We start from the raw sequence: 22,381 nt of genomic DNA, 5'->3' as shown, positions 1-22,381 counted from the left end.
TTCAAGCATTAAAAAATGGCAGACATACAGCAACTCATCGAGGCCGACAAGGCATTGCTGCTTTCGTTGAACGGAAGTGATTCCTTGTTTTGGGACGGATTCATGTGGACGGTGACTGACACCCGTACATGGATTGCGGCCATGGTGGTGTTGCTGTATGTCATTTTCAAGAACAACCGCATTTCGCAGGGTATTGTCATCACGCTGATGGTGGGACTCTGCGTGCTGCTGGCCGATCAGCTGGCCTCCGGACTCTGTAAGCCGTATTTCGCACGTTTCCGCCCTACGCAAGACCCGGAACTGATGTACATGGTGCAGACGGTCAACGGTTACCGGGGTGGCTTGTATGGCTTTATCTCCAGCCATGCGGCCAATACCTTTGCTGTAGCCATGTTCGTGTCGCTGCTGGTACGTTACCTGCCTTTCACGTGCATGATGTTCCTTTGGGCCTTGATTCCGTCTTATTCGCGTATCTATCTGGGAGTGCATTATCCCGGCGACATCCTGTGCGGGGCCATAGTCGGGCTGGCCGTGGGAGGACTGGTATATTGGCTCTATACGTACCTCTGCCGACGCTTTTTCGACAGTCCGCAATACATCTCCACCCAATACACCTGCAGCGGATATACCCGTGAAGACATATCCATCTTGCATGCCACGCTGATTCTGACCTATCTTTATGCGATTATCAAGGGGATGCTGGTCGCAAAAAGTCTGCATTTCTGATATAAAAGGGAGATATTCTCAAAAAAGTGGGGCAGAAAATTTGTGCTGTCGTAATCTTTTGCTATATTTAACTCGGTATTTAAAAACAACAGTTTGTCTAACACTTAATTTTGACTACTATGAACAGAACAATAACTTTTAACGAACTCCGTAAAATCAAAGATTCATTGCCCTCGGGCAGCATGCATCGTATAGCCGACGAGCTGAACCTCAGTGTGGAAACGGTGCGTAATTTTTTTGGCGGACATAATTTCAAGGACGGAAAAAGCGTGGGTATCCACTTGGAGCCGGGCCCCGACGGCGGACTGGTGATGCTGGACGATACCACGGTGCTCGATAAGGCGATAGCCATTCTGAAAGAAGAGCAACGCGCTTAAATAAGAAAAGGGCTGTAACAGGGAGTGGGAGAGTGTCCGTTCCGGTTGCAGCCCTTGTTGTTCAGATATTAACCCTAAAATGCAGAAGCCATGGAAGAAAAACTTGTAACACTGGCCATTCTTACTTACTCTAAAGCCCAGATTCTTAAGAATGTGCTTGAAAATGAAGGAATTGAGGCATGCATCCACAATGTCAACCTGATTCAGCCCGTCATTTCTTCGGGGGTGAGAATCCGTATCCGCGAAAGCGACTTGCCAAGGGCATTGAAAATCATTGAAAGTTCTGCATGGCTGGCCGATGATGTGGTCAACGAGGAAAAGACGGAAAAGAAACACAGCAAGCAGATACTGGTACCGGTGGATTTCTCCGATTATTCAATAGCTGCCTGTGAGTTCGGATTCAACTTCGCGGCCAAAATCCAGGCCGAGGTGGTACTGATGCATGTGTATTTCAGTCCGGTGTATATGCCGAGCCTGCAGTATGCCACAGAAAGCTACGGACTGCCTATGGAGCATGAACTGGGTATCAAGAGCATGCTCGACAACATCCATGAACAGTTGAACAAGCTCACCGGCGACATCAAGGAGCGTATTGCGAAAGGTGAGCTGCCCGACGTGAAATACACCTGCGTGCTGAAGGAAGGGGTGCCCGAGGAGGAAATCCTGCATTATGCGCGCGAGGAACAGCCGCTCCTTATCATCATGGGAACCCGTGGTAAGGGAGAAAAGGAAATGGATTTGATAGGCAGCGTGACAGCCGAGATTATTGACCGCAGTCCGGTGTTTGTGTATGCCATCCCGAAAAATGCCACAAAGAAGAATTTCGACGACATTCATAAGATTGCGTTCTTTACGAGCTTTGACCAGCGCGACCTGATTGCCTTTGATTCCTTGGTAACCACTTTCAAGGATTATCATTTTGAGGTATCGTTCATCCATCTTAGCGACAATGCCCAGAAACGTACGTGGAACGAGATCAAGCTGGTGGGTATCCAGGAATATTTCAAGAAGCAGTATCCGCAACTGACAATCGACTACGATATGCTGGGTGGAGAGAGCCTGCTTAATAACCTTGATGACTACGTGAAGGAAAAAGGCATCGATGTGTTGTGCCTGTCCAATTATAAGCGGAATATCTTTGCTCGGCTGTTTAATCCGAGCATTGCCCGCCGGATGATTTTCCATTCCAACACACCCATCTTGGTGATAAAGTAATTCTCTAAATGTTTTTTATTTGCAGGGCCGGATTCTTCTTTCAAAATCCGGCCCTGTTTCGTTTTTATTGGTATATTGTGTAGGTCGTCTATATGTAGCGTAATTTGGGCTTAAAACGTAAGCATTCGGACAAATGCACCTTTTACACCTTGAGGTTTGATTGTAGCTTTGCGGCAGCGAATACAATCAAACCTCAATTATTATGAATAGACTGGAATTTGAAGAATTGGAATTACAGGTACAACAAAGCGGCCTGCCGTTGAAGTCGTACCTACAACAGATAGGTATAAGTTATTCAACCTATCATTACTGGCGTAGAAAATGTTCGGTTGACAGGAACAGTGTTAAACAGGAGCTGGTTCCCATCAGTCTTAAACAGTCAGTCATGGAATCGTCCCCTGAAGGACAAGTGCCGCATGGTGTGTCCGTTCTGTTTCCCAACGGTCTTCGTGCCCACTTCGGGAACGGGTCAGAAGAGATACTGATGGAGCTGTTCACCCAAAGTCTTCGAGGCGGCCATGTTTAACCTGAACGACACGATGCGCTACTTCCTGTGTCCTGGCAGGACAGATATGCGCAAGGGTATCAGTTCGCTGTGCGGAGTGGTACATGAGAAGATGAACAGCGAAGTGAAGAACGGGGATGTCTTCATCTTCATCGGTTCCAGCCGCAGGCTCATGAAACTGCTTCATGCAGAAGACGGAGGTATGGTGATGTATGTAAAACGCCTGGAGGCGGGCCGCTTCAAACTGCCGGAGTACGATCCCCAATCAAACAGCTATCCCATGGAATGGCGCGACCTGGTGATGATGGTCGAGGGCATTCAGGAAAATCCGCAGCAGAGGCTCCGNTCGATTACTCTGGGACGGAAAAATTACCTCTTCTGCGGCAACCATGAGGCAGCGGCTAATATGTCGGTCATCTGTTCCCTGCTGGCCACCTGTAAGGCACATGATGTAACCCCAAGGGATTATCTGAATGATGTCATCGCCCGAATGCCCTATCACAAAAAGGCTACTCATGAGGAACTGCTGGAACTGCTTCCACATAAATGGAAGCTGCAACATCCGGAAAGTGCATTGACAAAACAAGAGGAGGAAGCCGGCAACCGGTGCTGACTGCAACATATAGGTTCAATAAAATAATAGCGACTGCAACTATTAGGTTTATAGTGACAGTCGCTATTGTTGTATATAAAGTTCAATACCTGTAGTTTAACAAATGCTTACCTTAAAAAAGGCCTTCTTGGGATTTTTATGAAGGCTGCGTAAAACGCACTGGAGCTTCAGTCAAAACGCACTTACGTTTAACGTAAAACGTAAGTACATTTTAAGTAAAACGCAAGTGCGTTTTTATCTAAACATAAGTGCGTTTTGGACAAAACGTAGTTACGTTTTCGTATAAACGCAAAGTGGATATAATCAGTATTATGTTTAATTATAAAAATAACTCGATCTCCCATTGTGAAGTTTGGTTGGAAAAAGAATTGATTGTTGTTTGAGAGAGTTTGACTTTCTTTATTTGGATACTCACTCTTATAAATGATGTTTGCTTCCCATGCAGTGTATTGAAAAGTTGTAAGTATAAGTGTCGCCCAATTTTTGATAGAATCAGATTTAGAGGCGTTCTCCTTGTTCGGACTGGCTAAAATTTATGCCCAATCAACGAATCCCTCAGGCTTTTAACGTTGAGCCGCTTTTACTTATCTAAAATAAAACAGAGAAAGTGTGTGAATATAAAAAAAGCACCTTCCTTATTGGAAGATGCTTTTTCGTGACCGCGACAGGATTCAAACCTGTAACCGGCTGATCCGTAGTCAGCTACTCTATTCAGTTGAGCTACGCGGCCAATCATTGAAAACCGGACTAGAAAAGTGACCACGACAGGATTCAAACCTGTAACCGGCTGATCCGTAGTCAGCTACTCTATTCAGTTGAGCTACGTGGCCAAATATCTATGTCTCTGTGGTGAAATGGTGACCGCGACAGGATTCAAACCTGTAACCGGCTGATCCGTAGTCAGCTACTCTATTCAGTTGAGCTACGCGGCCAATCATTTTCAATTCAAACCTAACAGACAAGTGACCGCGACAGGATTCAAACCTGTAACCGGCTGATCCGTAGTCAGCTACTCTATTCAGTTGAGCTACGCGGCCATGTCCTTTTTGTTTGACGGGTGCAAAGGTATGGAGTTTGTGTGAAATATCCAAATCTTTCACCTACTTTTTTTCAATAAATTTATTCCATAAACCGGCTTCCAAATATCTGCCAGCCCAGTGTGATGCCCAGATTCCAGTTGTTACTCGGTGAACTGTAATGGTTTAGGTAGGCACAGATGGAGCCGAATGGAAGACGGGCTACGACTTCCAATTCACCTAGATATTCGAACTGAGAGAAGACTTTTCCGTAGTATGCCTTGTTGCCGTCCTGGCGAATGGGAAAAATCGGCGCGAATCCGTACATGCTCAGGCGAATCTGAAAGATGTTGGCAAACTGGTAAATCGGACTTACCCCTATCCCGACAAACTGATTGGCTCGGAAAGCCTCGTTATAGGTGATTCGGCTGTGAGCTGTCGGTGCAAATTCGCCCGCCTGCATCATGGTGGCCCGGTAATTGTGGCTGAAGTTGCGTGAGGAGTAATACGCTTTCAGGTACGTACCCAGCGAGAAATGGGTGTTCAGAGTATGATACTTTTCCAGTTCATAGGCAATTTGCAGCCACGACTGGATGTATTTGTAGTCTTCCGTATAGGCCGGATCTTCCATGCCGGGATAATAGCGCTCCACGCCCGTGTAGATATGGGCTGCGAGTCTTTCCCTGCGTCCGGCTGTAGCAAACTGTTTACTGTTTAAGGTATTCCCGTCCAGTGCCACGGAACCTCCGAAAATGGTGTATTTGCTGGCATCCCGCACGTCCGACGTGAAGTCGATAACGTTGGTCTGGAAATACTGGTCTTCCAGATGCCCGAGTCCGATACCGAATTCCGCCTTCTGGCGGCTCAGAAAAGGCATGGATACGAACAGCTTGACATATTCCTCCTTCTGTTTGTTGAATATGGGCGTATTGCCCTTGCTCAGCAGCTTTTCCTGTTTCAGATAGTCGAATGTTGACAGGGAAGCCACCAAACGGTAGGAAGTCGGCAGCCGCGTCGGCAGGTCGATACGTCCGGAGATTTGCAGGTTATTGTAGATTTGTCCCAGTTGTCCGTCCAGCGAGAATTCTTTCGAATAGTTGTTCAGGTTGTGGTAAGTAGCCCCCACGTACACCTGATTGGCCCCGTTCGAACCCACGTTGCCACCTACCCGAATAGAAAGATCGTCCTTCATCTTGACCTGCAGGTCGAGGGTAAAATCATTTTCGTAGGGATTGTACACCGCATGTGGCAGGATTTCCGAAATCATGTTGTCCGACGACATCAGTCGGAAATATCCTTTACGGAGCTCCTCCAGCGAGAACGTGCCGTCGTTGTCGGAATGAAACTCCTTACGGATGTACTTCTTCTGCTGGTCGTTGGCCCCGTGGATGACGATGTTGCGGAAGCGTAGTTCCGGCATTTTCTTCTTGAAAGCGATACGTTCTTTTTCCAGCAGACGATAGTCCATACGCCGGGAAATGCGGTTCTTGATGGAATCCATCAGCTGGATGGTACGGTTGTAGCCGATGTCGTGCAGCTCGTCAAAGCGGTCGAAATCCATCAGGCTCACGTCGTCGTACTTGAAGGTCATGAGGATGCCCATGGAATCGGGCACAGAATAGTCTGTTTTCTGCATAATCATGCTCTCCAGCTGTCCGATGATGTCGCCCTCCTGCGGTTTTCCGGGGTTGGAGCTGACCACACTGCCGATGATGATGTCGGGATGGAAGTCCTCCATCATGATGTTCACCGGAAAATTGTTGTAGATACCCCCGTCGTAGGCCAGTACGGAGTCGATTTCAATGGGCTTGAACATGCCCGGAAAGCTCATGGAAGCTCGCACCGCATCGCCCAGGTCACCGTCTTTGAAGATGATGGGACGCTTGTTGTACACATCGGAGGCCACGCAGCGGAACGGCACGAACAGCTTGTCGAAGTTTCCCCGGCAGAGCGCGGTGGCCTGCCCGAACAGTTCCACGAAAGCCAGGTTCATCTGTAGCGGGTCGACCACGCTCGATGGCAGGAACTGCGTCTTCACCTTGTGCAGTGGATTTTTCAGTGACACACGGATGTTGATGAATTCCGGCGTGGGCGGGTTCCGCTTGAAATAATAGATGTATTTTTCCTGAATGCCTCCCGAATACCACCGCTTGAAGTCGTCCGACTTGATGAGCTTTTCCATGTCGTCCGGCGAGTAGCCCATGGCATAGAGCGAGCCGACGATGGCCCCCATGGATGTGCCTGTGATATAATCAATAGGTATGTGGTTTTCTTCCAGTGCGCGGATAATTCCGATATGGGTCAGTCCTTTCGCCCCACCCCCGCTGAGCACCAGTCCCACCTTTTGGGCGGATGCCGCAGCGCATAACAGACAGAAAAGAAAGGTCAGGATGCTGTATATTTTTTTCATGCAGTGAATGTTCCAAGTTGTGTACCTCAAATATAGGCATATTTTTTCATCTGCGGGGAAAATTTCAAATTCTTTTCAGAATCAGGTGCAATCTTTGCCACAGATAAATGAAAAAAGGACATAGGTTATGAAGAAATTTGTATTCTGGGCCATGATGACACTGGGTGTGGTCGGCCTGACAAGCTGTGATAAAGACGATGATCATGTACAAGTATCAGCCGATTTGCAGGCGGCATTCGACAGCAGATACCCCAATGCCTCCCGTGTGGACTGGGAGCGGAACGGCGAATTCTATGAGGCCGAGTTTGTGGGCAACGGATATGAGAACAAGGCCTGGTTCACTCCCGACGGCGTATGGGTGATGACGGAATACGACCTGCCGTTCAGGCAGCTTCCGCAAGCCGTATTGGAGGCTTTTGCGGCCAGTGCATACGCCTCCTGGCGGGTGGACGATGTGGACATGATTGAAAAGAACGGTATGGACATGATTTACGTGATTGAAGTGGAATCGGGCGAACGGGAGTATGAGCTTACTTATCTGGAAGACGGTACGCTGCTCCGTGAGAATACGGAATGGGGCGACCGCCTGCCCGTGGCTCCCGGACAGACAGCAGAAGTGAAAGATTTGGTGATGGAGCGATATCCGCAGGCTGTGATTCTGGATATCGAGGAAGACCGGAGAGGCATTGAAGTGGAAATCCGTGACGGAGGCCGGCAGAAAGAGGTATTCTATCAGCAGGATGCCAGCGGAGTTCTCTCTTGGGTACACACCACCTATGAAATCGGCCGCTACGAAATGGATACCCTTCCCGAGGAAGTGCGTCAGGCACTGGCCGAGCTCACCGGTAGTGGCATGCGGGTGGACGACGTGGACTATTTTGAGACTGCCGACGGCAATTATTACCGTATAGAAGTGGAAGACAGGGATGTAGACAAATATGTATATGTGGCCGAAAACGGAGAAATGCTACAGATGAAACTTAAAAATTATGCTTAAAAACATAAAATAACAGACTTCTTTGAATCTTTTCGGGAAATAAACCGTATATTTGCACCGGATTTCCCAGATTCACGTGGCGGAATGGACCTCCGTTCCGCCGCAGAAGTAATGTTCCGGGCAGGAAATCACTGTAAGGACACAGTACCGGATAGTATTAACTAAAATCAAATTACATGCTCAAAAATGTAAAGTGGTTTTTTGTTGTATTAGTATTCAGTTCCTTGATTTCTCTGTCATTCGACAAGAGAAATACTCCCACCGAGAAACTTCCCGTCGGGGCGCAGGCTCCGGAGTTAGTGCTCGGAAACGAAAAGCAGCCGCTCAGCCTGCAAGCCCCCAAAGGCAATTACATTCTGCTGAGTTTCTGGGCCAGTTACGATGCCACTTCGCGTACCCGCAATGCCAGATTGCACCATGTGGTTTCGGACGATGCCCGTGTTGAGATGATTTCCATTTCGTTCGACCGCTATCCGTCGGTTTTCCGGACGGCAGTCAGACAAGACGGTATCGGCGATAACGTCTATCAGGAAATGGAGGGTGAGAATTCAGAGATTTTCAAGTCGTACGACCTGAAGCACGGTTTCATCAACTGCCTTGTAGATGACCGCGGGGTGATTGTCGCAAAGAACGTGAGCCCCTCTGAACTGGCATCACTGCTGCACACAGCCAAAGGCTGATGCCCGCCCCTTACAGAAGATGACATGGATACAACAAAAAGCAAAGAGATTTCAAATCCCTCCTCGGTTTTTGAAATCTCTTTTTTTATTGCCTGTAGGCATGAGAAGATGCAAGGAGAATTCTCCTTAGCATCTTACCTTCAGTTCGTCCAGAATGCGGCGCATCTGTTCGTAGGTGGTGATGCGCGTGGGCACCAGCGGCAGACGCAGGCGGTTTTCAATCATGCCCATCATACTGAGCATGGCCTTCACACCGGCCGGGTTACCGTCGACAAAGAGCAGCTTGAACAGCTCCGTAAACTTGTGGTGGATAGTCAGCGCATTGTTGTAGTCGCCTGCCAGTGCCAGACGGGTCATGCGGCTGAATTCCCGCGGGAAAGCGTTTCCGATGACCGAGATGACTCCTACGGCACCCAGTGTAATCAGCGGGAAAGTGATACCGTCATCGCCCGAAATCACGTCGAAGTTCTCCGGCTTGTTCTTGATGATGTCGTCCATCTGCGAGATGTTGCCCGAAGCCTCCTTGATGGCCACGATGTTCTTGAAGTCGCGTGCCAGCCGCAGAGTCGTTTCGGCCGTCATGTTCACGCCCGTACGTCCCGGTACATTGTAGAGCACCACCGGAAGGTTGGTTGCCTCGGCGATGGCCTTGTAATGCTGGTAAATACCTTCCTGCGAAGGTTTATTGTAATAAGGAACGGCCACCAGTACGGCGTCCACTCCCGTGAAGTCTTCGTTTTTCAGGGTGTTGAGTACGGTCTGCGTACAGTTGCTGCTGATACCCAGCAGAATGGGCACACGGCCGTTGACGCGTTCTATCACCACCTTCTTGATTTGTCTTTTCTCTTCTTCTGTCAGTGTCGGTGTCTCTGCGGTGGTTCCCAGTACACAAAGGAAATCCACCCCGTTTTGTACCTGATATTCAACGAGTCTCAACAACGCTTCATAGTCCACGCTGCCGTCGTTCTTGAAGGGAGTAATCAGAGCCACCCCCATTCCTTTCAGTCTTCTTGCTATCATAAATGAAATATAAACGCTTTAACGAGTGTACAAAAGTACGAATATTTTCAACTTAACCTATATATTTAATCGTTTTTTTGCCTTTTATAAATAAATTGTAAAGGAATGGAAGTCCCTCACTCGCCAATCATCCCGAGAAACTCGTCCTCGTTGACGATGCGGATGCCAAGTTTCTGGGCCTTTTCCAGCTTACTGGGACCCATGTTTTCCCCGGCCAGAATGAAGCTCGTCTTCTTGGAGATGCTGCCCACGTTCTTTCCACCGTGCTTTTCGATGAGCGCCTTGTACTCGTCGCGCGAATGACGGGCAAACACCCCGCTGATGACGATGGACTGGCCTTGCAGCCTGTCGGTCTGTCCGGCTGTTTCTTCTTCGCTCACCGCCATCTGCAGTCCGGCTTCGCGCAGGCGTTCGATGAGCTGTAGGTTCTTCTCGCTATGGAAATAACGCAGGATGCTCTGCGCAATCTTCTCGCCGATTTCGTCCACGTGAATCAGGTCGTCCAGTGTGGCCGCCTTCAGCAGGTCGATGGATGGGAACGCCCGCGCCACCTTCTTGGCCACGGTCTCGCCCACAAAGCGGATGCCCAAGGCAAAGAGTACCCGTTCGTAGGGCACGGTCTTCGACTTCTCCACTCCCTGGATGATGTTCTCGGCCGATTTCTCGCCCATACGGTTCAGACGGCAGATGTCGGCTGCCTGCAACGTATAGAGGTCGGCCACGTCGTGAATCAGTCCCTCCTGATAGAACTGGTCGACCGTCTCCGGACCCAGTCCCTCGATGTTCATCGCGCGGCGGCTGATGAAATGCTCGATGCGTCCCTTGATTTGCGTGGGACAACCGTCCTCGTTCGTGCAGTAATGGGCCGCCTCGTCTTCGTAGCGCACCAGCTTGCTGCCGCACTCCGGACAGTGCGTGATGAAAGTCACCTTCTCGCTGCCTGCCGGACGCGCGTCCTTGTCCACCCCCGTAATCTTCGGGATGATTTCGCCTCCCTTTTCCACGTACACCATGTCGCCCAGGTGCAGGTCGAGCGCCTCGATGATGTCGGCATTGTGGAGCGAGGCCCGCTTCACCACCGTTCCTGAAAGCTGCACCGGCTCCAGGTTGGCCACGGGAGTGACGGCCCCCGTACGTCCCACCTGATACGTCACCTTCAGCAGCTTGGTGCATGCCTGCTCCGCCTGGAACTTGTAGGCGATGGCCCAGCGCGGCGACTTGGCTGTATAGCCCAGGTTGCGCTGCTGGCGCAGGGAGTTTACCTTCAGCACGATGCCGTCGGTAGCCACCGGCAGGTTCTTGCGCTCCAGGTCCCAGTAGTTGATGAAGTCGAATACCTCCTGCAGCGTGCGCACCTTGCGCATGTGCGAGGAAATCTTGAAACCCCAGCGTGCGGCCTCCTGCAAGTTCTCATAGTGCCCGTCGTGCGGCAGCTCTTCCCCTAATAAATAATATAGGTACGCGTCGAGCTTGCGCGAAGCCACCACCGCCGAGTTCTGCGACTTGAGTGTACCCGATGCCGCATTGCGCGGGTTGGCAAACAGCGGTTCCTCGCGTTCCTCCCGTTCGCGGTTCAGTTCCTCGAACACCGTCCACGGCATCAGAATCTCGCCACGGATTTCAAACTGGCGGGGATAGCCTTCGCCCGACAGGCGCAACGGGATGGAACGGATGGTCTTCACGTTGTCCGTCACGTCGTCGCCCCGCACGCCGTCGCCGCGGGTCACCGCCTGCACCAGCTGCCCGTCTTCGTAGGTCAGCGAGATGGACGTCCCGTCGAACTTCAGTTCACAGCAGATTTCGAAATCCTCGTTCAGTGCCTTCCGCACCCGTTCGTAGAACTCCCGGACTTCCGCCTCGGAATACGTGTTGCCCAGCGAAAGCATGGGATACTTGTGTTCCACCTGGCGGAACTCCTTGTTCAGGTCGCTGCCCACGCGCACGCTCGGCGAGTTCGGGTCGTAGTGTTCGGGATGTTTCGCCTCCAAATCCTGCAGTTCGCGCATCAGGCGGTCGAACTCCTGGTCGCTGATGGTGGGGGCATTGAGAATGTAGTAGTTATGGTTGTGCGTGTGCAATTCTTCACGCAGTTGGTCGATTCTTTCTATTTCTGTCATGACATTAAAGAGGAATGTTTTCATGCAAAAGTAGCAAAAATATTCGTACTTTTGCAAAAAACAATCGCAGACAAATGAGAATAGACATTATAACCGTATTGCCTGAAATGATTGAAGGGTTCTTCAATTACTCCATCATGAGCCGGGCACAGAAGAAAGGAATTGCCGAGATTCACATCCACAATTTGCGCGACTACGCGTACGACCGTTACCGCAAGGTGGACGACTATCCGTTCGGGGGATGTGCGGGCATGGTGATGAAGATTGAGCCGATTGACCGTTGCATCTCCGCGCTGAAGGCGGAACGGGACTACGATGAGGTGATTTTCACGACGCCCGACGGGGAGCAGTTCAACCAGAAGATGGCGAACACGCTGTCGTTGTCGCAGAACCTGATTATCCTGTGCGGGCATTTCAAGGGCATCGACTACCGTATCCGCGAGCATTTCATCACGAAGGAAATCAGTATCGGCGACTATGTGCTGACGGGCGGTGAGCTGGCGGCGGTGGTGATTGCCGACTCCATTGTCCGCATCATCCCGGGAGTGATTTCCGATGAGCAGTCGGCCTTGTCCGATTCGTTCCAGGACAACCTGCTGGCTCCTCCGGTGTACACCCGTCCGGCGGACTACAAGGGCTGGAAGGTACCCGATATCCTGCTGTCGGGGCATGAAGCGAAGATTCGTGAATGGGAGTTCCAGCAGTCGCTCGAACGGACGAAGCGTTTGCGTCCGGATTTGCTGGAAGAGAAATAGCAGGGTTAATTAGGGATAAGTAGCAAGCGGCTGAATTTGTTTTGTAAGCTATTTTTTTTACATTTGCAATGGACTTGATTTTATAAAAGATGAAACTTCAGTTACAGAATATTTTAAAGGTTGCAAGCGCAGATATTGAGCTTGGGGGACTTACTGTGATAACCGGTGAAAACGATTCAGGTAAAAGTTCAATCGGTAAAGTTTTGTTTTCCCTTCTCAAGGCAACCAATAATGTAAAGCAAGTAGATAAATTCAAGACGTTGCAGTTTGTAAACTCTCATCTGCTTTCTATCAAGAGATTATTTAGTCGCTATAATCATGCAAAAATTTTGCAGGACATCCAATCAATAAGTATCGATTTAGTAGAGAAGAATCTTACTGTAGAAGAATTGTCCGAAACGCTTAAGAAGGAAGCGGTTGAATGTGGATTCACGAATCGGCAGGCAGCTATATTAAACGATAAATTCACACAAATCCAGCAAAATCTCTCAGAATTGGAGAATCCCGTTTTGGCTGTAAAGAGAGAATTTGACATTATATCAAGAAGTGAGTTTATGGAGCCATTAAGTTCATACGGTACCACACATTCCAGTATTTATTTTCATGATGATACGACGGATGCCGATGGCAGTGACATAAGCCTCACTTTTGAGAATGGAAAAATATCAAATATTAAGTTATGGGGAGATTCTTCCATTGAAGATATAACCTATGTAGAGTCTCCAGTTTATTTGCATATACTCGATACGTTACGCATGTCAAGTTCTGTGCCCACAAAATCTTTCCGTGGAATGTCTAATTCTTTGCAAAAAGGCAATATCCCCTATCATTTGGGCGATATGGCCGAAAAGATACTCAATACGGCTGAAGATTTGCCTGGATTATTCCGTTCTAATAGCTATCAGTCGCAATTGGATGAAATAAGACGATTGATAGGAGGAAATTTTACGGTGGATGAGAAGACAAAACAATTATATTTTCTTAGAAACGGCATTTCCATTCCAGCGGTTAGTGTGGCTTCCGGCATCAAATCTTTTGGCGTTCTTTTACGTCTGTTACAGACGGACAGTATTTCCACATCGAAAATGCTCGTTTTGGATGAACCGGAAATCCATCTACATCCTGAGTGGCAGATAAGTTTTTGCCAGTTTATTGTTGAACTGGTAGCCAAAGGAATTCCTATTGTTGTCAGTTCGCACAGTCCATATTTTATACAGGGACTGAGATATTTTGCTGCGGCCAAAGGAATAGAAAAAGACGTGGTATATTATATGGCAGAACAGAATCAGGATTCTAGGCTCTCCAGTTTTAAGGAGGTAACCAATGATTTGAATCAGGTTTTTACCTTATTGGCTGCTCCATTACGGGAAATAATGAATGTAGATGCAGCAAGAAACAGTTTGAAATGACTCCATCCGAAATATATAATAGAATAAAAGGATACCTCGATGGTTGCGATACTGTGATTTGTAATCTTCACAGTGCATGTGCACCTTCTAAAGGGAAGGTATATATGTGTTCGGTGGCGGGTTCAAAGACCGATGTCCTCGATTTTGATACCGTAAAAAAGGAGGCAGATAAAGCGATGGGGATAGAATCAAGAAATTCGGTTGATGCATTGACTGATTCTCCTTCCAGTGCTTGCTTGTGTTTTGTGGAACTAAAGAGTTGGGATTTAGTCCTTTCAAACAAAGGAACAGAGAAATCTGTTCGTAAGCAGGCGCAGAAATATGAGTCTGATTTACCTCAAAAACTGGCAGATAGTATCTTAATTTGCAAACAGGTTTGTAAGGATAATTCAGCTTTTGATGATTGCCGGATTGTCTTTATCCTGCTGTCGGATATTTCCATTGAAGAGGATGGTTTGGCCGATATTCATTCTAATCTTACAGCCTTAGCTGGTTCTTCTTCCAATCTTAAAATGCTTTGCAATCAATTGTCTGCTCATATTATGGATGGTATTCCTGATGTGGAAACCTATTATTGGGAATGCAGGGAGTTTGATGAGAAGTTGAGGGGGTTGTGAAAATAGTTCTGATAAAATAATTCTCACTTAGTGTCATAAAATCGGTAATATCTCTTAATGCGGCCTCATACGTTTTGACGCGAATAAACGGATTATTCTCGTCAGAATATGACGAGAATAGCATGAAAATTATAGCTATAGTTTTTTCAGTTGATATGTTATTGTCTTCTAGGGAAATATTATATTTTAAAGTGAAATTCTTATCTTTGTAAAGATTAATTACTTGGAATAATTTGATTTTTATGGCTTTAGATAATATTCTTTTTAATGAGCATCAGTCTGCAAGTGAAGTGCTTATTCTGAAAGGTAAAGAATTGATTGGTAATCAAAATCAATTAGCAAAATCGATTGCAGCATATTTACGAAATCAGATAGAAGACTTTCATGTAGCATACCTTTCTGATAATGAAATGAAAGAATTAAATCCTTTAATTCGTAATGCTATCTTTTCCTATTTGTTAGACTATGGGGATGATTATTTATATATTGGAAGCGATAAGTCTGTTATTCAATCTCTTAGATATATTTATAATAATACCTTTAAATACTTTAATAATAAAGGATTGTCAGATGAAAAATTGGAAAAGTTTTATATGATAATCAAGGAAGGTTTAACTATTACTTTTAAAGACTTGGAAATGGGGGCAATTATGTTGGCTGGTTATAATATATTGTATGTACCTTCATATTGGGAAGATTGTATTTATAATAGTTCATTACGCTTGAGGTAATGATGGTGTTGAAACATATAACCATTAGTGTCTTGATTTTATGAGCTTGTACGTGTCAATGTCTCAAACTGTCGGAATCCGTCGCTCCACATCTGGACACGGGTCGGTGATGAGCTTTTTGAGAACATCAAATTCCAGATAGACTATGATGTGGCCCAAAGACATTTCAACGGCCAGATCACAGATGAGGAATTTGTCAATACCGTATTCGAGCCACAGGAGCAGGTAAATGGAAAGCAGGCAGAACTATTGGGTACAGCTTTTATCCTTGCCGCCGGAGGACCGGCAGAGGTTCATGTTGGTACTGGATCTGGTGGCTCATCGTCTGACCTACCGTGGAATGATAACGCAGCAAAGAAGCATACTTCGGTAAAACGAAGATAGTTGATTGATAGTAAATATATTTATTGCAAATTCATATCTATACATACAAGTGTTTGCTATATTTTTTGTACCTTTGTAGTCGAAACTGACAATTCTTAAACGAAAAAGTCAACACAGGAACAAAGATCATTTAGTTTACAAAAATAGTATTGATATTTTGTAATGGGAGGACTTTTAACATTCAGAGTCGGAAACTTTGACACAACAGCAGAACGTGAGCAGTTTCGGTTTCTCTGTGAGCAACTCAAAGCTCACTATGAGGATTCGAATGAATTCTGTGTGTTCGTAGGCAACTATAATATTGGATGTGAATTAGATGCGTTGTTTATCAAGAAGGATGCTATCATCTCAATCGAATTTAAGAATTATGGTGGCAAAGTTGTTGCCAATGAAAACGGAGAATGGACTTGCGATGGAAAAACCATCAAGGGAGGCTCAAGAAAAACAGCCCTCCAACAAGCACGAATAAACCATTCGACAGTTAAGAAAGAACTTAAAGTCTTGGGGGTTGAAAAGAATCAAATCAAGGATGTCCCCCATCTTATTATATTTCATCAACCCATTGAATTGGAAAACAATTTAAGTGCCACCAACAGGTCTTGGCTTCACATTACTGATAGCGAACATTTCATTGAAAAGTTGGATGACATCACTTGTCCTCACACCGACCTTGACCCACTCGGAATCGTTAAACTTGCGGAAACTCTCAACCTAAATCCCTTCTATCTGACGGAATTCAGCAATGCTACTTATGATAAACCAGCAGAGCCAATTGAGAAAATAGAGTTGTTCGAAGATATAAAGAAGTACGAGCCCCACACTGAAGAGAAAAAACAAAAGAAAAAAGAGGTAATATTAAACTTTGATTCTTTTATTGCCGAGGACGAAAATAGTATTGCACTTTCGAATTTTGTGAAAAGGATAGTAAAATTATCGCTCAAGCTCGACAATTTTACAGTCAAGGTGCTTGACAGCACAAGGGCATCTTCATCTTTTGCAGCACACGGAATAAGGTTAACTCAAGAATATGTTGTTACAATAAATGCAGATGGCATCGGTGAACATTGTGCAAAACTCGCAAAGTTCACTAATCATGCTGTTAAAGCCATTTCATCTTCTACAATCTTTTGGGAAGAAGGCGAGAGAATTGCAACCGAAAGTGACAATTCATCTGGCGTTGTCGAAGAACATCAATCAAAAGAACTGTCAAATACTAATTCGAACGTTTGTTTCCGAAAGTCAAAGACGATTCTGCCACATTGGCTTGACAAAAAGATTTTCAATGACCATCAAGCTATTTATGCTCCAGAGCATGAGCGTTATGAGTATAATCTTGATCTCAACGAAGAAGAACTTAAAGTCTATCTTGGTACTTACTTTCCTCGTAGTTATGCAGAAATGTTTTGTATTGCTGATAATCTTTTGCAGAATAAATGCCTGAAGAAAACGTTGGAACAAGATGAGATTAGTGTATTGGATTACGGTTGCGGTACGGGTGGGGAAATTCTTGGCTTGATTACAGCAATTGGAAGACATTTACCTCATACAAAGATAAGTATCACAGCAATAGATGGCAATGATGGTGCTTTAGCCATACTCAAGGATTTAGTAGAGTGTAACCCTAATAAAAATATACAAGTCGAACTAAGTGTATTTAGCCAGACGTTAGGCACTATTGAAGACGTGGTAAAACTTGCATTCGGAAAGAACGATTATCATTTTATCCTCTGTGACAAGATGGTTTGTGAGTTAATTTCTAAAGAAGTCCTACCAACAAATGCATACGCAATAATGGCAAAGAAACTTACGGCTTTTCTTCATGAAAACGGTTTGCTTATAATGCTTGATGTAACAACTAAAGACGAACATTCAGGATACTTCTATCCTCAATTGATGAATAATGCAATAAATGACTATGTTCGTAAAAGCAGAACCATTGAGACGCTTTTACCGTTGTCGTGTGCTTGTCATGATGAATGTAGAGACTTTTGCTTTATGCAGCAAACATTCAGCGTAAGTCATTCTCACAAATCAAATGACGAAAGTAGGGTGTGTTATCGAGTGCTGTGTAAGAAACCGCTTAAGACAGCTATCATGCAAGGAATGGAAACAGCAAACCTTATCCACGTCATACACCCCACCAAATACATGCAAAATGATGATTTGGCAATTTGCAGCCATTCAAAAGACAATGAAATAACAATTGATAGTTTCAACATAAATCTATAAATCTAATCATGGCTAAGAGAAGTTTTTACGTTAAAGATTCCGAACTTGATGATTACCAGGTAAAGGTGATTAACAAGAAAACAGATAACTCCTACATTGTTAAGGGTTGTGCAGGTAGTGGAAAGTCCATTCTTGCCTTGTGGAAGGCAAAACAGATACAAGATGAGCATAAGGGTACCTATCTTTACATTGTGTTCACTAAAGCACTAATGCAATATATGGCTGATGGCATTTCACAGGTAGGTATTCCACAACGAAATGTTGATTATCATTGGCATTGGCAGAATAGAGCTGGATGTCCAAGTGCTGATTATATTATTGTGGATGAAGCACAAGATTTTTCCAAAGAGGATATAGAACTATTCCGTTCTAAGGCAAAAAAAGCATTATTGTTGTATGGTGACTCGGCTCAACAACTTTATACTTTTATTAAAGATAAGCAAACTGTTTCAATGGAGGATATACAGTATTTTACTAAGTTCCCTGTCGAACAGCTTGTGTTCAATCATCGATTACCCAAAAAGATAGCCCGTCTTGCACAGTATCTAAATTCCGAAAGTGACGAACTTGAAGAGCGTTGTACTGAAGAGGGTGTTGAAAAACCAAAGATTATCAAGTATAATAACATTACTGAACAGTATGATGCCATCATTTCGCTTATTCAAAACAAAAACATGGAGGATGTCGGCATCCTATTTAGACACAATGATGAAGTAGAGCGTGCATATGAATATTTCAAGAATCATGGTGTAAACGTTGAAGCTAAGTATGGGCAGTTTATGGATCTAGATTTTTCTTCAGACAATCCAAAGATGATGACCTACCATAGTTCAAAAGGACTTCAATTTGAACATGTTTTCATTCCTGAATGTACTGTTGAAGACGATGCAAACCGAAATCCACTATATGTGGCCGTGACAAGAACCTATCGAGCTTTGTATATAATGCACTCAGGCAATCTTTCCAGTCTTTTTGATGATGTACCTACTTCACTTTATGATACGAGTCTTACAAGTGGCCCCAAATTAACACTATGAGGTTTGTCAACTCCTAAAAAACGAGGATAATTATGAAATTATACATACCGACCTGTACTCTGAATTTCAATAACATATTGTCTTCAGAGTCAATTTCGCCCTTAGGATTTTACGCAAGACGCGGCTTTGGTAACAAACGCTTCTATCCTGTCTGCGCGAACGACAAAGAACAAGTAATAATATTGTACAGTAAATATCCAAGGTTCGAGATTGAAGAAAATGACCTTGAGAACTATCCTATGGTTATTGAGATAGAAACTGATGACTATAAAGATGGATTCTTTGAGAAGGCTAAGGAACATGACGGAGTAGAGACCTATCTCTGCTATCATACCATCAACCTTAACCCTTTTCATTGTCGTATCTATTTTAATAGTTATCAGGAGCATCAGGGTGTATTGTCAAAGGCAGAACAAAGCCTAGAGAATAAGTTCTATAAGCTTTATGCTCCTAACATAGATGTTAAACCCAAAGAGAAAAAAACATTTTTTGGCGTTGCCAAAGATTTATTTACTCAATCTGACAAAGATGATTTCTTATGGAATCTTTCATATGTAAATTTCAAGATCAAGAATGAACCTATAGATGTTAGTAGAGACGTTCTGCTAGACAGAATTAAAGGTTTCATTTATTGTTATCTAATAGGTGCTAATAGCTCGGTCAGCAACGAGGTTGGCAAATTGAAAGCTTTGTCAAGAAAACTTCGTAACACGCTTTCTGCTGTTGTAAATTCTCCTGATAAAAGACCCACTCAGGCACAAGACGATGCTATCTTGAATGGAATCAGAGAGTTTAATGAAATCTATTCTTCAATAGATGAAGATACCATTTGGAACAAAAATTTATTAGAGTTAAAATTGTCTGACAATCCGCAAGGTCTTTCTACAAAAGATGCCAAGAATCTTTTGCACTACTGGGGTGTTTATGACGCATTCTGTAACAAACTTCCTCTTCGTAGAGTCTATGATGCAAACGAATTGTGGAGTTGTTTAGAGTATGTTTCCCCAGAGACGTTTTCTCGTGTCATAGACAATATGAATAGCGCCATTCGTAAATTGGAAGCAAAAGATAATGCTCAACGTGAAAAGTATGCCATTGAGGAATTGCTGAATGTTGATGATAATCTGTCTTTGCATATTTTGGACACATCTTACCAAAGTTCTTTCTATAAGAACCTTATTTGCTCCCAGTTTATGGCAGAGTACAAATCTGTAATGGAAGAAAATGGCGTAGAAGAACCTTTGGCACAGGCATATAATGGAGGTATGATTCTAAGGAACATGCTTGGAGATAAATGGGACTCAAATCCTGCATCTGCTTATGTTGGAGCATTACTTAATCATTTCCAGGAGAACTCCGCCTTTGACTTATTCGCTATTGAAAATGATGTACTTTCATCGTTTGCTGCATTCTGTCAGAAAGGCGATAACATTGATCGTTTGGTAGAGTACCTTGTACAAGTAGGATTCTGTAATTATAAGTTAGCTTATGGCATCTATGGTGCCACAAGAGGTTTTACGTCTCTGCCAAAGACATTTACGTCTGTATTGATAAATGGCAATAAGGATTATTATCAATCATTTGCAAGTAATGTTTGGCGAATGCTTAATGGAATAGAAATAAAGGATGCTGTCTTACCCAAAGCGAGCAATAATACTTCAGTTATTGTAGAAAGTCAGTTGGGATCTAAGATTATTGAGAATCAAAATAATGTAGAGTCAAAAGTTGTAAAACAGCAGAAAGTTGTTGAGGCGGTAAATAAGGCTGTTAAACTTGAAAATATAGTTCAAAGTCCTAAAGCTTTTATGTATATTTTTAGTAGTTTCTCACGTATTACTACAACTAAAGCGTACAAAGCTCTTGATGCTGTTAATTTTGCAGGAGATGAGGGTGCTTATACACCAGAACAATTCCGTAGTAAAATTTATTCGATTGTAGGTAAAGAAGGTTTAAAGACCCAAAAAGAAAATATTGATAAAGCTATAGAACTTGAGAGTAAAAGGCAAGATCCAGAAGCGTTCTTGAGCATCCTTGACAACTTCTTGAAACCAACTGATGCTGCATATAAGAAGATTGAGAAACTGATTTCAAGTATTAAAAGTTTAAATATGACTTCGTATCCACAACCACAAGGAAATAATGTTATTTCGCAGGATGGTGTTGAAAAGCGAAACCTGAGACCAATACATCCAACATCATCTAAATTTGTAGAAGATGCAAATGTTAACTATTTTATCCTTTCAAGAAACTACCTACCTATAAAAATGCGAGAAACGCTTTCCAGAAAGGTAATAACATTTCAAAAAGGTTATGCTCCTGGTGGTAAATACTATTCTAATCCATTGGATAACCCTATAGATAATAGATCAACCATTGATCATTTTAAGCATTGGTGCTTTTATGATAAAGGTGGTTATCCTCCTATCGTAGAGGGAACTTATGAGAATAAACAGTACTTTGAGCAGTTAATGCAAGATTTATTTAATCGTTATGCCAACAGGTAAAATTATTATCACGAACGATACAGGTGAACAAGTAGAAGCTACAGCTCCTGTCATTGTCTCTGCAAGTCGTTCAACCGATATTCCTGCTTTTTATGCCAAGTGGTTCTTCAACCGCTTGGCTAAAGGGTATTGTGCATGGTATAACCCCTTCAACCAGCAGAAAATGTATATTTCTTTCAAGAACTGCAAGGTTGTGATTTTCTGGACAAAGAACCCAAAGCCGATCCTCCCATACCTTCATGAGCTTGACGAAAGAGGAATACACTACTACTTTCAGGTTACACTCAACGATTATGTAAAAGAAGGTTTTGAACCTAATGTTTCGTCTGTCGAAAACAGAGTTGAGACATTCAAGAAACTTTCTGATATGATTGGTAAGGAGAAAGTAATCTGGCGTTTTGATCCTTTAATAATTACGCCAAATATCGCTCCTCGTGACCTCTTGACGCGCATTTGGCACATTGGAAATAAACTGAAAGGTTACACAAATAAGCTTGTATTCAGTTTCGTTGATGTAAAAGCTTATCGCAAGGTTCAAAACAACCTTGTTAAGGAAACTATGCTTTTTACAAAGGAGAATGTGGAGAATGCCGAAGCCAACCTTGCTCAACGCATAGAAATCGTAGAAGGACTTCAAAAGATTCGTGAAGTTTGGCACAAAGATGGTTGGGATGTTGAAATCGCCACTTGTGCGGAAGATATTGACCTCGAAAAATACGGGATAGAACACAATCGTTGTATTGATGGTGAATTGATGAAACGCATTTTTGCTGACGATAAGGAACTTGTCTATTATCTACATACATTGAAATTACCAGAAAAAGACTTGTTTGGTAATTTGCCACCAATACCAGAGAAGGTGCGTAATGTAAAGGATACAGGGCAACGTAAGGTATGTGGATGTATGATCAGCAAAGACATCGGCATGTATAATACTTGTCGTCATTTCTGTGTCTACTGCTATGCCAATACAAGTAAAGAATGCGTCATCAGAAATGCTGAGAAACATAATGATGAAAGTGAAAGTATAATTGGATAA

At 44.3% G+C, this 22,381-nt stretch carries 18 protein-coding genes and 4 tRNA genes; 15 read left to right on the top strand and 7 right to left on the bottom strand.

Annotation, left to right across the window (positions count from 1 at the left end; genetic code table 11):
* Window positions 1-15 precede the first annotated feature (15 nt).
* The 5 genes from BQ7480_RS09430 to tnpB all read left to right on the top strand — a co-directional run bounded on the left by BQ7480_RS09430 (window position 16) and on the right by tnpB (window position 3,436).
* Window positions 16-726: a phosphatase PAP2 family protein gene (locus BQ7480_RS09430; RefSeq protein ID WP_072542635.1), complete on the top strand. Its 711-nt coding sequence runs from the start codon at window positions 16-18 to the stop codon at window positions 724-726.
* A gap of 119 nt (window positions 727-845) precedes the next feature.
* On the top strand, window positions 846-1,103 hold the full coding sequence (locus BQ7480_RS09425; RefSeq protein ID WP_072542634.1) for a DNA-binding protein: 258 nt from the start codon (window positions 846-848) through the stop codon (window positions 1,101-1,103).
* 90 nt (window positions 1,104-1,193) lie between these two features.
* The gene (locus BQ7480_RS09420) at window positions 1,194-2,318 is read left to right on the top strand and encodes a universal stress protein (protein ID WP_072542633.1); all 1,125 of its coding nucleotides are present in this window, start codon (window positions 1,194-1,196) and stop codon (window positions 2,316-2,318) included.
* Window positions 2,319-2,520: 202 nt separating this feature from the next.
* A complete protein-coding gene (gene tnpA, locus BQ7480_RS09415; protein ID WP_072542632.1) occupies window positions 2,521-2,844 on the top strand; it encodes an IS66 family insertion sequence element accessory protein TnpA in 324 nt (107 codons plus the stop codon).
* Window positions 2,837-3,436, top strand: a complete 600-nt coding sequence (tnpB, locus tag BQ7480_RS18385; protein ID WP_083581792.1) for an IS66 family insertion sequence element accessory protein TnpB — start codon at window positions 2,837-2,839, stop codon at window positions 3,434-3,436. Before tnpA ends, tnpB begins: the two co-directional genes overlap by 8 nt.
* Before the next feature lie 656 nt (window positions 3,437-4,092).
* Here the strand turns inward: tnpB and BQ7480_RS09400 are convergent.
* The 5 genes from BQ7480_RS09400 to BQ7480_RS09380 all read right to left on the bottom strand — a co-directional run bounded on the left by BQ7480_RS09400 (window position 4,093) and on the right by BQ7480_RS09380 (window position 6,862).
* Window positions 4,093-4,166, bottom strand: a tRNA-Arg gene (locus BQ7480_RS09400).
* A 26-nt stretch (window positions 4,167-4,192) separates the two neighbouring features.
* Window positions 4,193-4,266 (bottom strand) — tRNA-Arg (locus BQ7480_RS09395).
* Window positions 4,267-4,291: 25 nt separating this feature from the next.
* A tRNA-Arg gene (locus tag BQ7480_RS09390) sits at window positions 4,292-4,368 on the bottom strand.
* Between the two features lie 31 nt (window positions 4,369-4,399).
* Window positions 4,400-4,473 (bottom strand) — tRNA-Arg (locus BQ7480_RS09385).
* Between the two features lie 82 nt (window positions 4,474-4,555).
* Window positions 4,556-6,862: a patatin-like phospholipase family protein gene (locus BQ7480_RS09380; RefSeq protein WP_072542631.1), complete on the bottom strand. Its 2,307-nt coding sequence runs from the start codon at window positions 6,860-6,862 to the stop codon at window positions 4,556-4,558.
* 127 nt (window positions 6,863-6,989) lie between these two features.
* Between BQ7480_RS09380 and BQ7480_RS09375 the strand changes: the two genes are divergently transcribed.
* A complete protein-coding gene (locus tag BQ7480_RS09375; protein WP_072542630.1) occupies window positions 6,990-7,859 on the top strand; it encodes a PepSY-like domain-containing protein in 870 nt (289 codons plus the stop codon).
* Window positions 7,860-8,035: 176 nt separating this feature from the next.
* Entirely contained in the window at window positions 8,036-8,539 is a 504-nt protein-coding gene (locus tag BQ7480_RS09370) for a thioredoxin family protein (protein ID WP_072542629.1), read from the top strand.
* Between the two features lie 126 nt (window positions 8,540-8,665).
* Here BQ7480_RS09370 and dapA read toward each other — a convergent pair whose 3' ends face one another.
* Window positions 8,666-9,559, bottom strand: coding sequence for a 4-hydroxy-tetrahydrodipicolinate synthase (dapA, locus tag BQ7480_RS09365; protein ID WP_072542628.1), 894 nt, complete (start codon window positions 9,557-9,559; stop codon window positions 8,666-8,668).
* 116 nt (window positions 9,560-9,675) lie between these two features.
* The gene (gene ligA, locus BQ7480_RS09360; protein ID WP_072543970.1) at window positions 9,676-11,676 is read right to left on the bottom strand and encodes an NAD-dependent DNA ligase LigA; all 2,001 of its coding nucleotides are present in this window, start codon (window positions 11,674-11,676) and stop codon (window positions 9,676-9,678) included.
* Between the two features lie 74 nt (window positions 11,677-11,750).
* On the opposite strand from ligA, the gene trmD reads away from it, so the two are divergent.
* From trmD to BQ7480_RS09315, 8 genes are all read left to right on the top strand, one after another.
* Window positions 11,751-12,431 (top strand): tRNA (guanosine(37)-N1)-methyltransferase TrmD, encoded by a 681-nt coding sequence (gene trmD, locus BQ7480_RS09355; RefSeq protein WP_072542627.1) that lies wholly within the window; start codon window positions 11,751-11,753, stop codon window positions 12,429-12,431.
* Between the two features lie 89 nt (window positions 12,432-12,520).
* Entirely contained in the window at window positions 12,521-13,840 is a 1,320-nt protein-coding gene (locus BQ7480_RS09350) for an AAA family ATPase (protein ID WP_072542626.1), read from the top strand.
* Complete coding sequence (locus tag BQ7480_RS09345) at window positions 13,837-14,457, top strand: hypothetical protein (protein ID WP_072542625.1); 621 nt, start codon at window positions 13,837-13,839, stop codon at window positions 14,455-14,457. Before BQ7480_RS09350 ends, BQ7480_RS09345 begins: the two co-directional genes overlap by 4 nt.
* A gap of 242 nt (window positions 14,458-14,699) precedes the next feature.
* Entirely contained in the window at window positions 14,700-15,188 is a 489-nt protein-coding gene (locus BQ7480_RS09340; protein WP_072542624.1) for a hypothetical protein, read from the top strand.
* Between the two features lie 546 nt (window positions 15,189-15,734).
* Complete coding sequence (locus tag BQ7480_RS09330; RefSeq protein WP_072542623.1) at window positions 15,735-17,801, top strand: NERD domain-containing protein; 2,067 nt, start codon at window positions 15,735-15,737, stop codon at window positions 17,799-17,801.
* 8 nt (window positions 17,802-17,809) lie between these two features.
* On the top strand, window positions 17,810-18,838 hold the full coding sequence (locus tag BQ7480_RS09325) for an ATP-binding domain-containing protein (protein ID WP_004328961.1): 1,029 nt from the start codon (window positions 17,810-17,812) through the stop codon (window positions 18,836-18,838).
* A gap of 32 nt (window positions 18,839-18,870) precedes the next feature.
* Window positions 18,871-21,342 carry a hypothetical protein gene (locus BQ7480_RS09320; RefSeq protein ID WP_072542622.1) on the top strand — a complete coding sequence of 824 codons (2,472 nt, stop codon included), beginning with the start codon at window positions 18,871-18,873 and terminating at the stop codon, window positions 21,340-21,342.
* Window positions 21,329-22,381: a DUF1848 domain-containing protein gene (locus tag BQ7480_RS09315; protein WP_007764072.1), complete on the top strand. Its 1,053-nt coding sequence runs from the start codon at window positions 21,329-21,331 to the stop codon at window positions 22,379-22,381. Before BQ7480_RS09320 ends, BQ7480_RS09315 begins: the two co-directional genes overlap by 14 nt.

Source organism: Bacteroides mediterraneensis, assembly GCF_900128455.1.
Classification (GTDB): domain Bacteria; phylum Bacteroidota; class Bacteroidia; order Bacteroidales; family Bacteroidaceae; genus Phocaeicola; species Phocaeicola mediterraneensis.
Note: the sequence above shows the minus strand (reverse complement) of the source record. Positions and strands in the feature narration are given on the sequence as shown.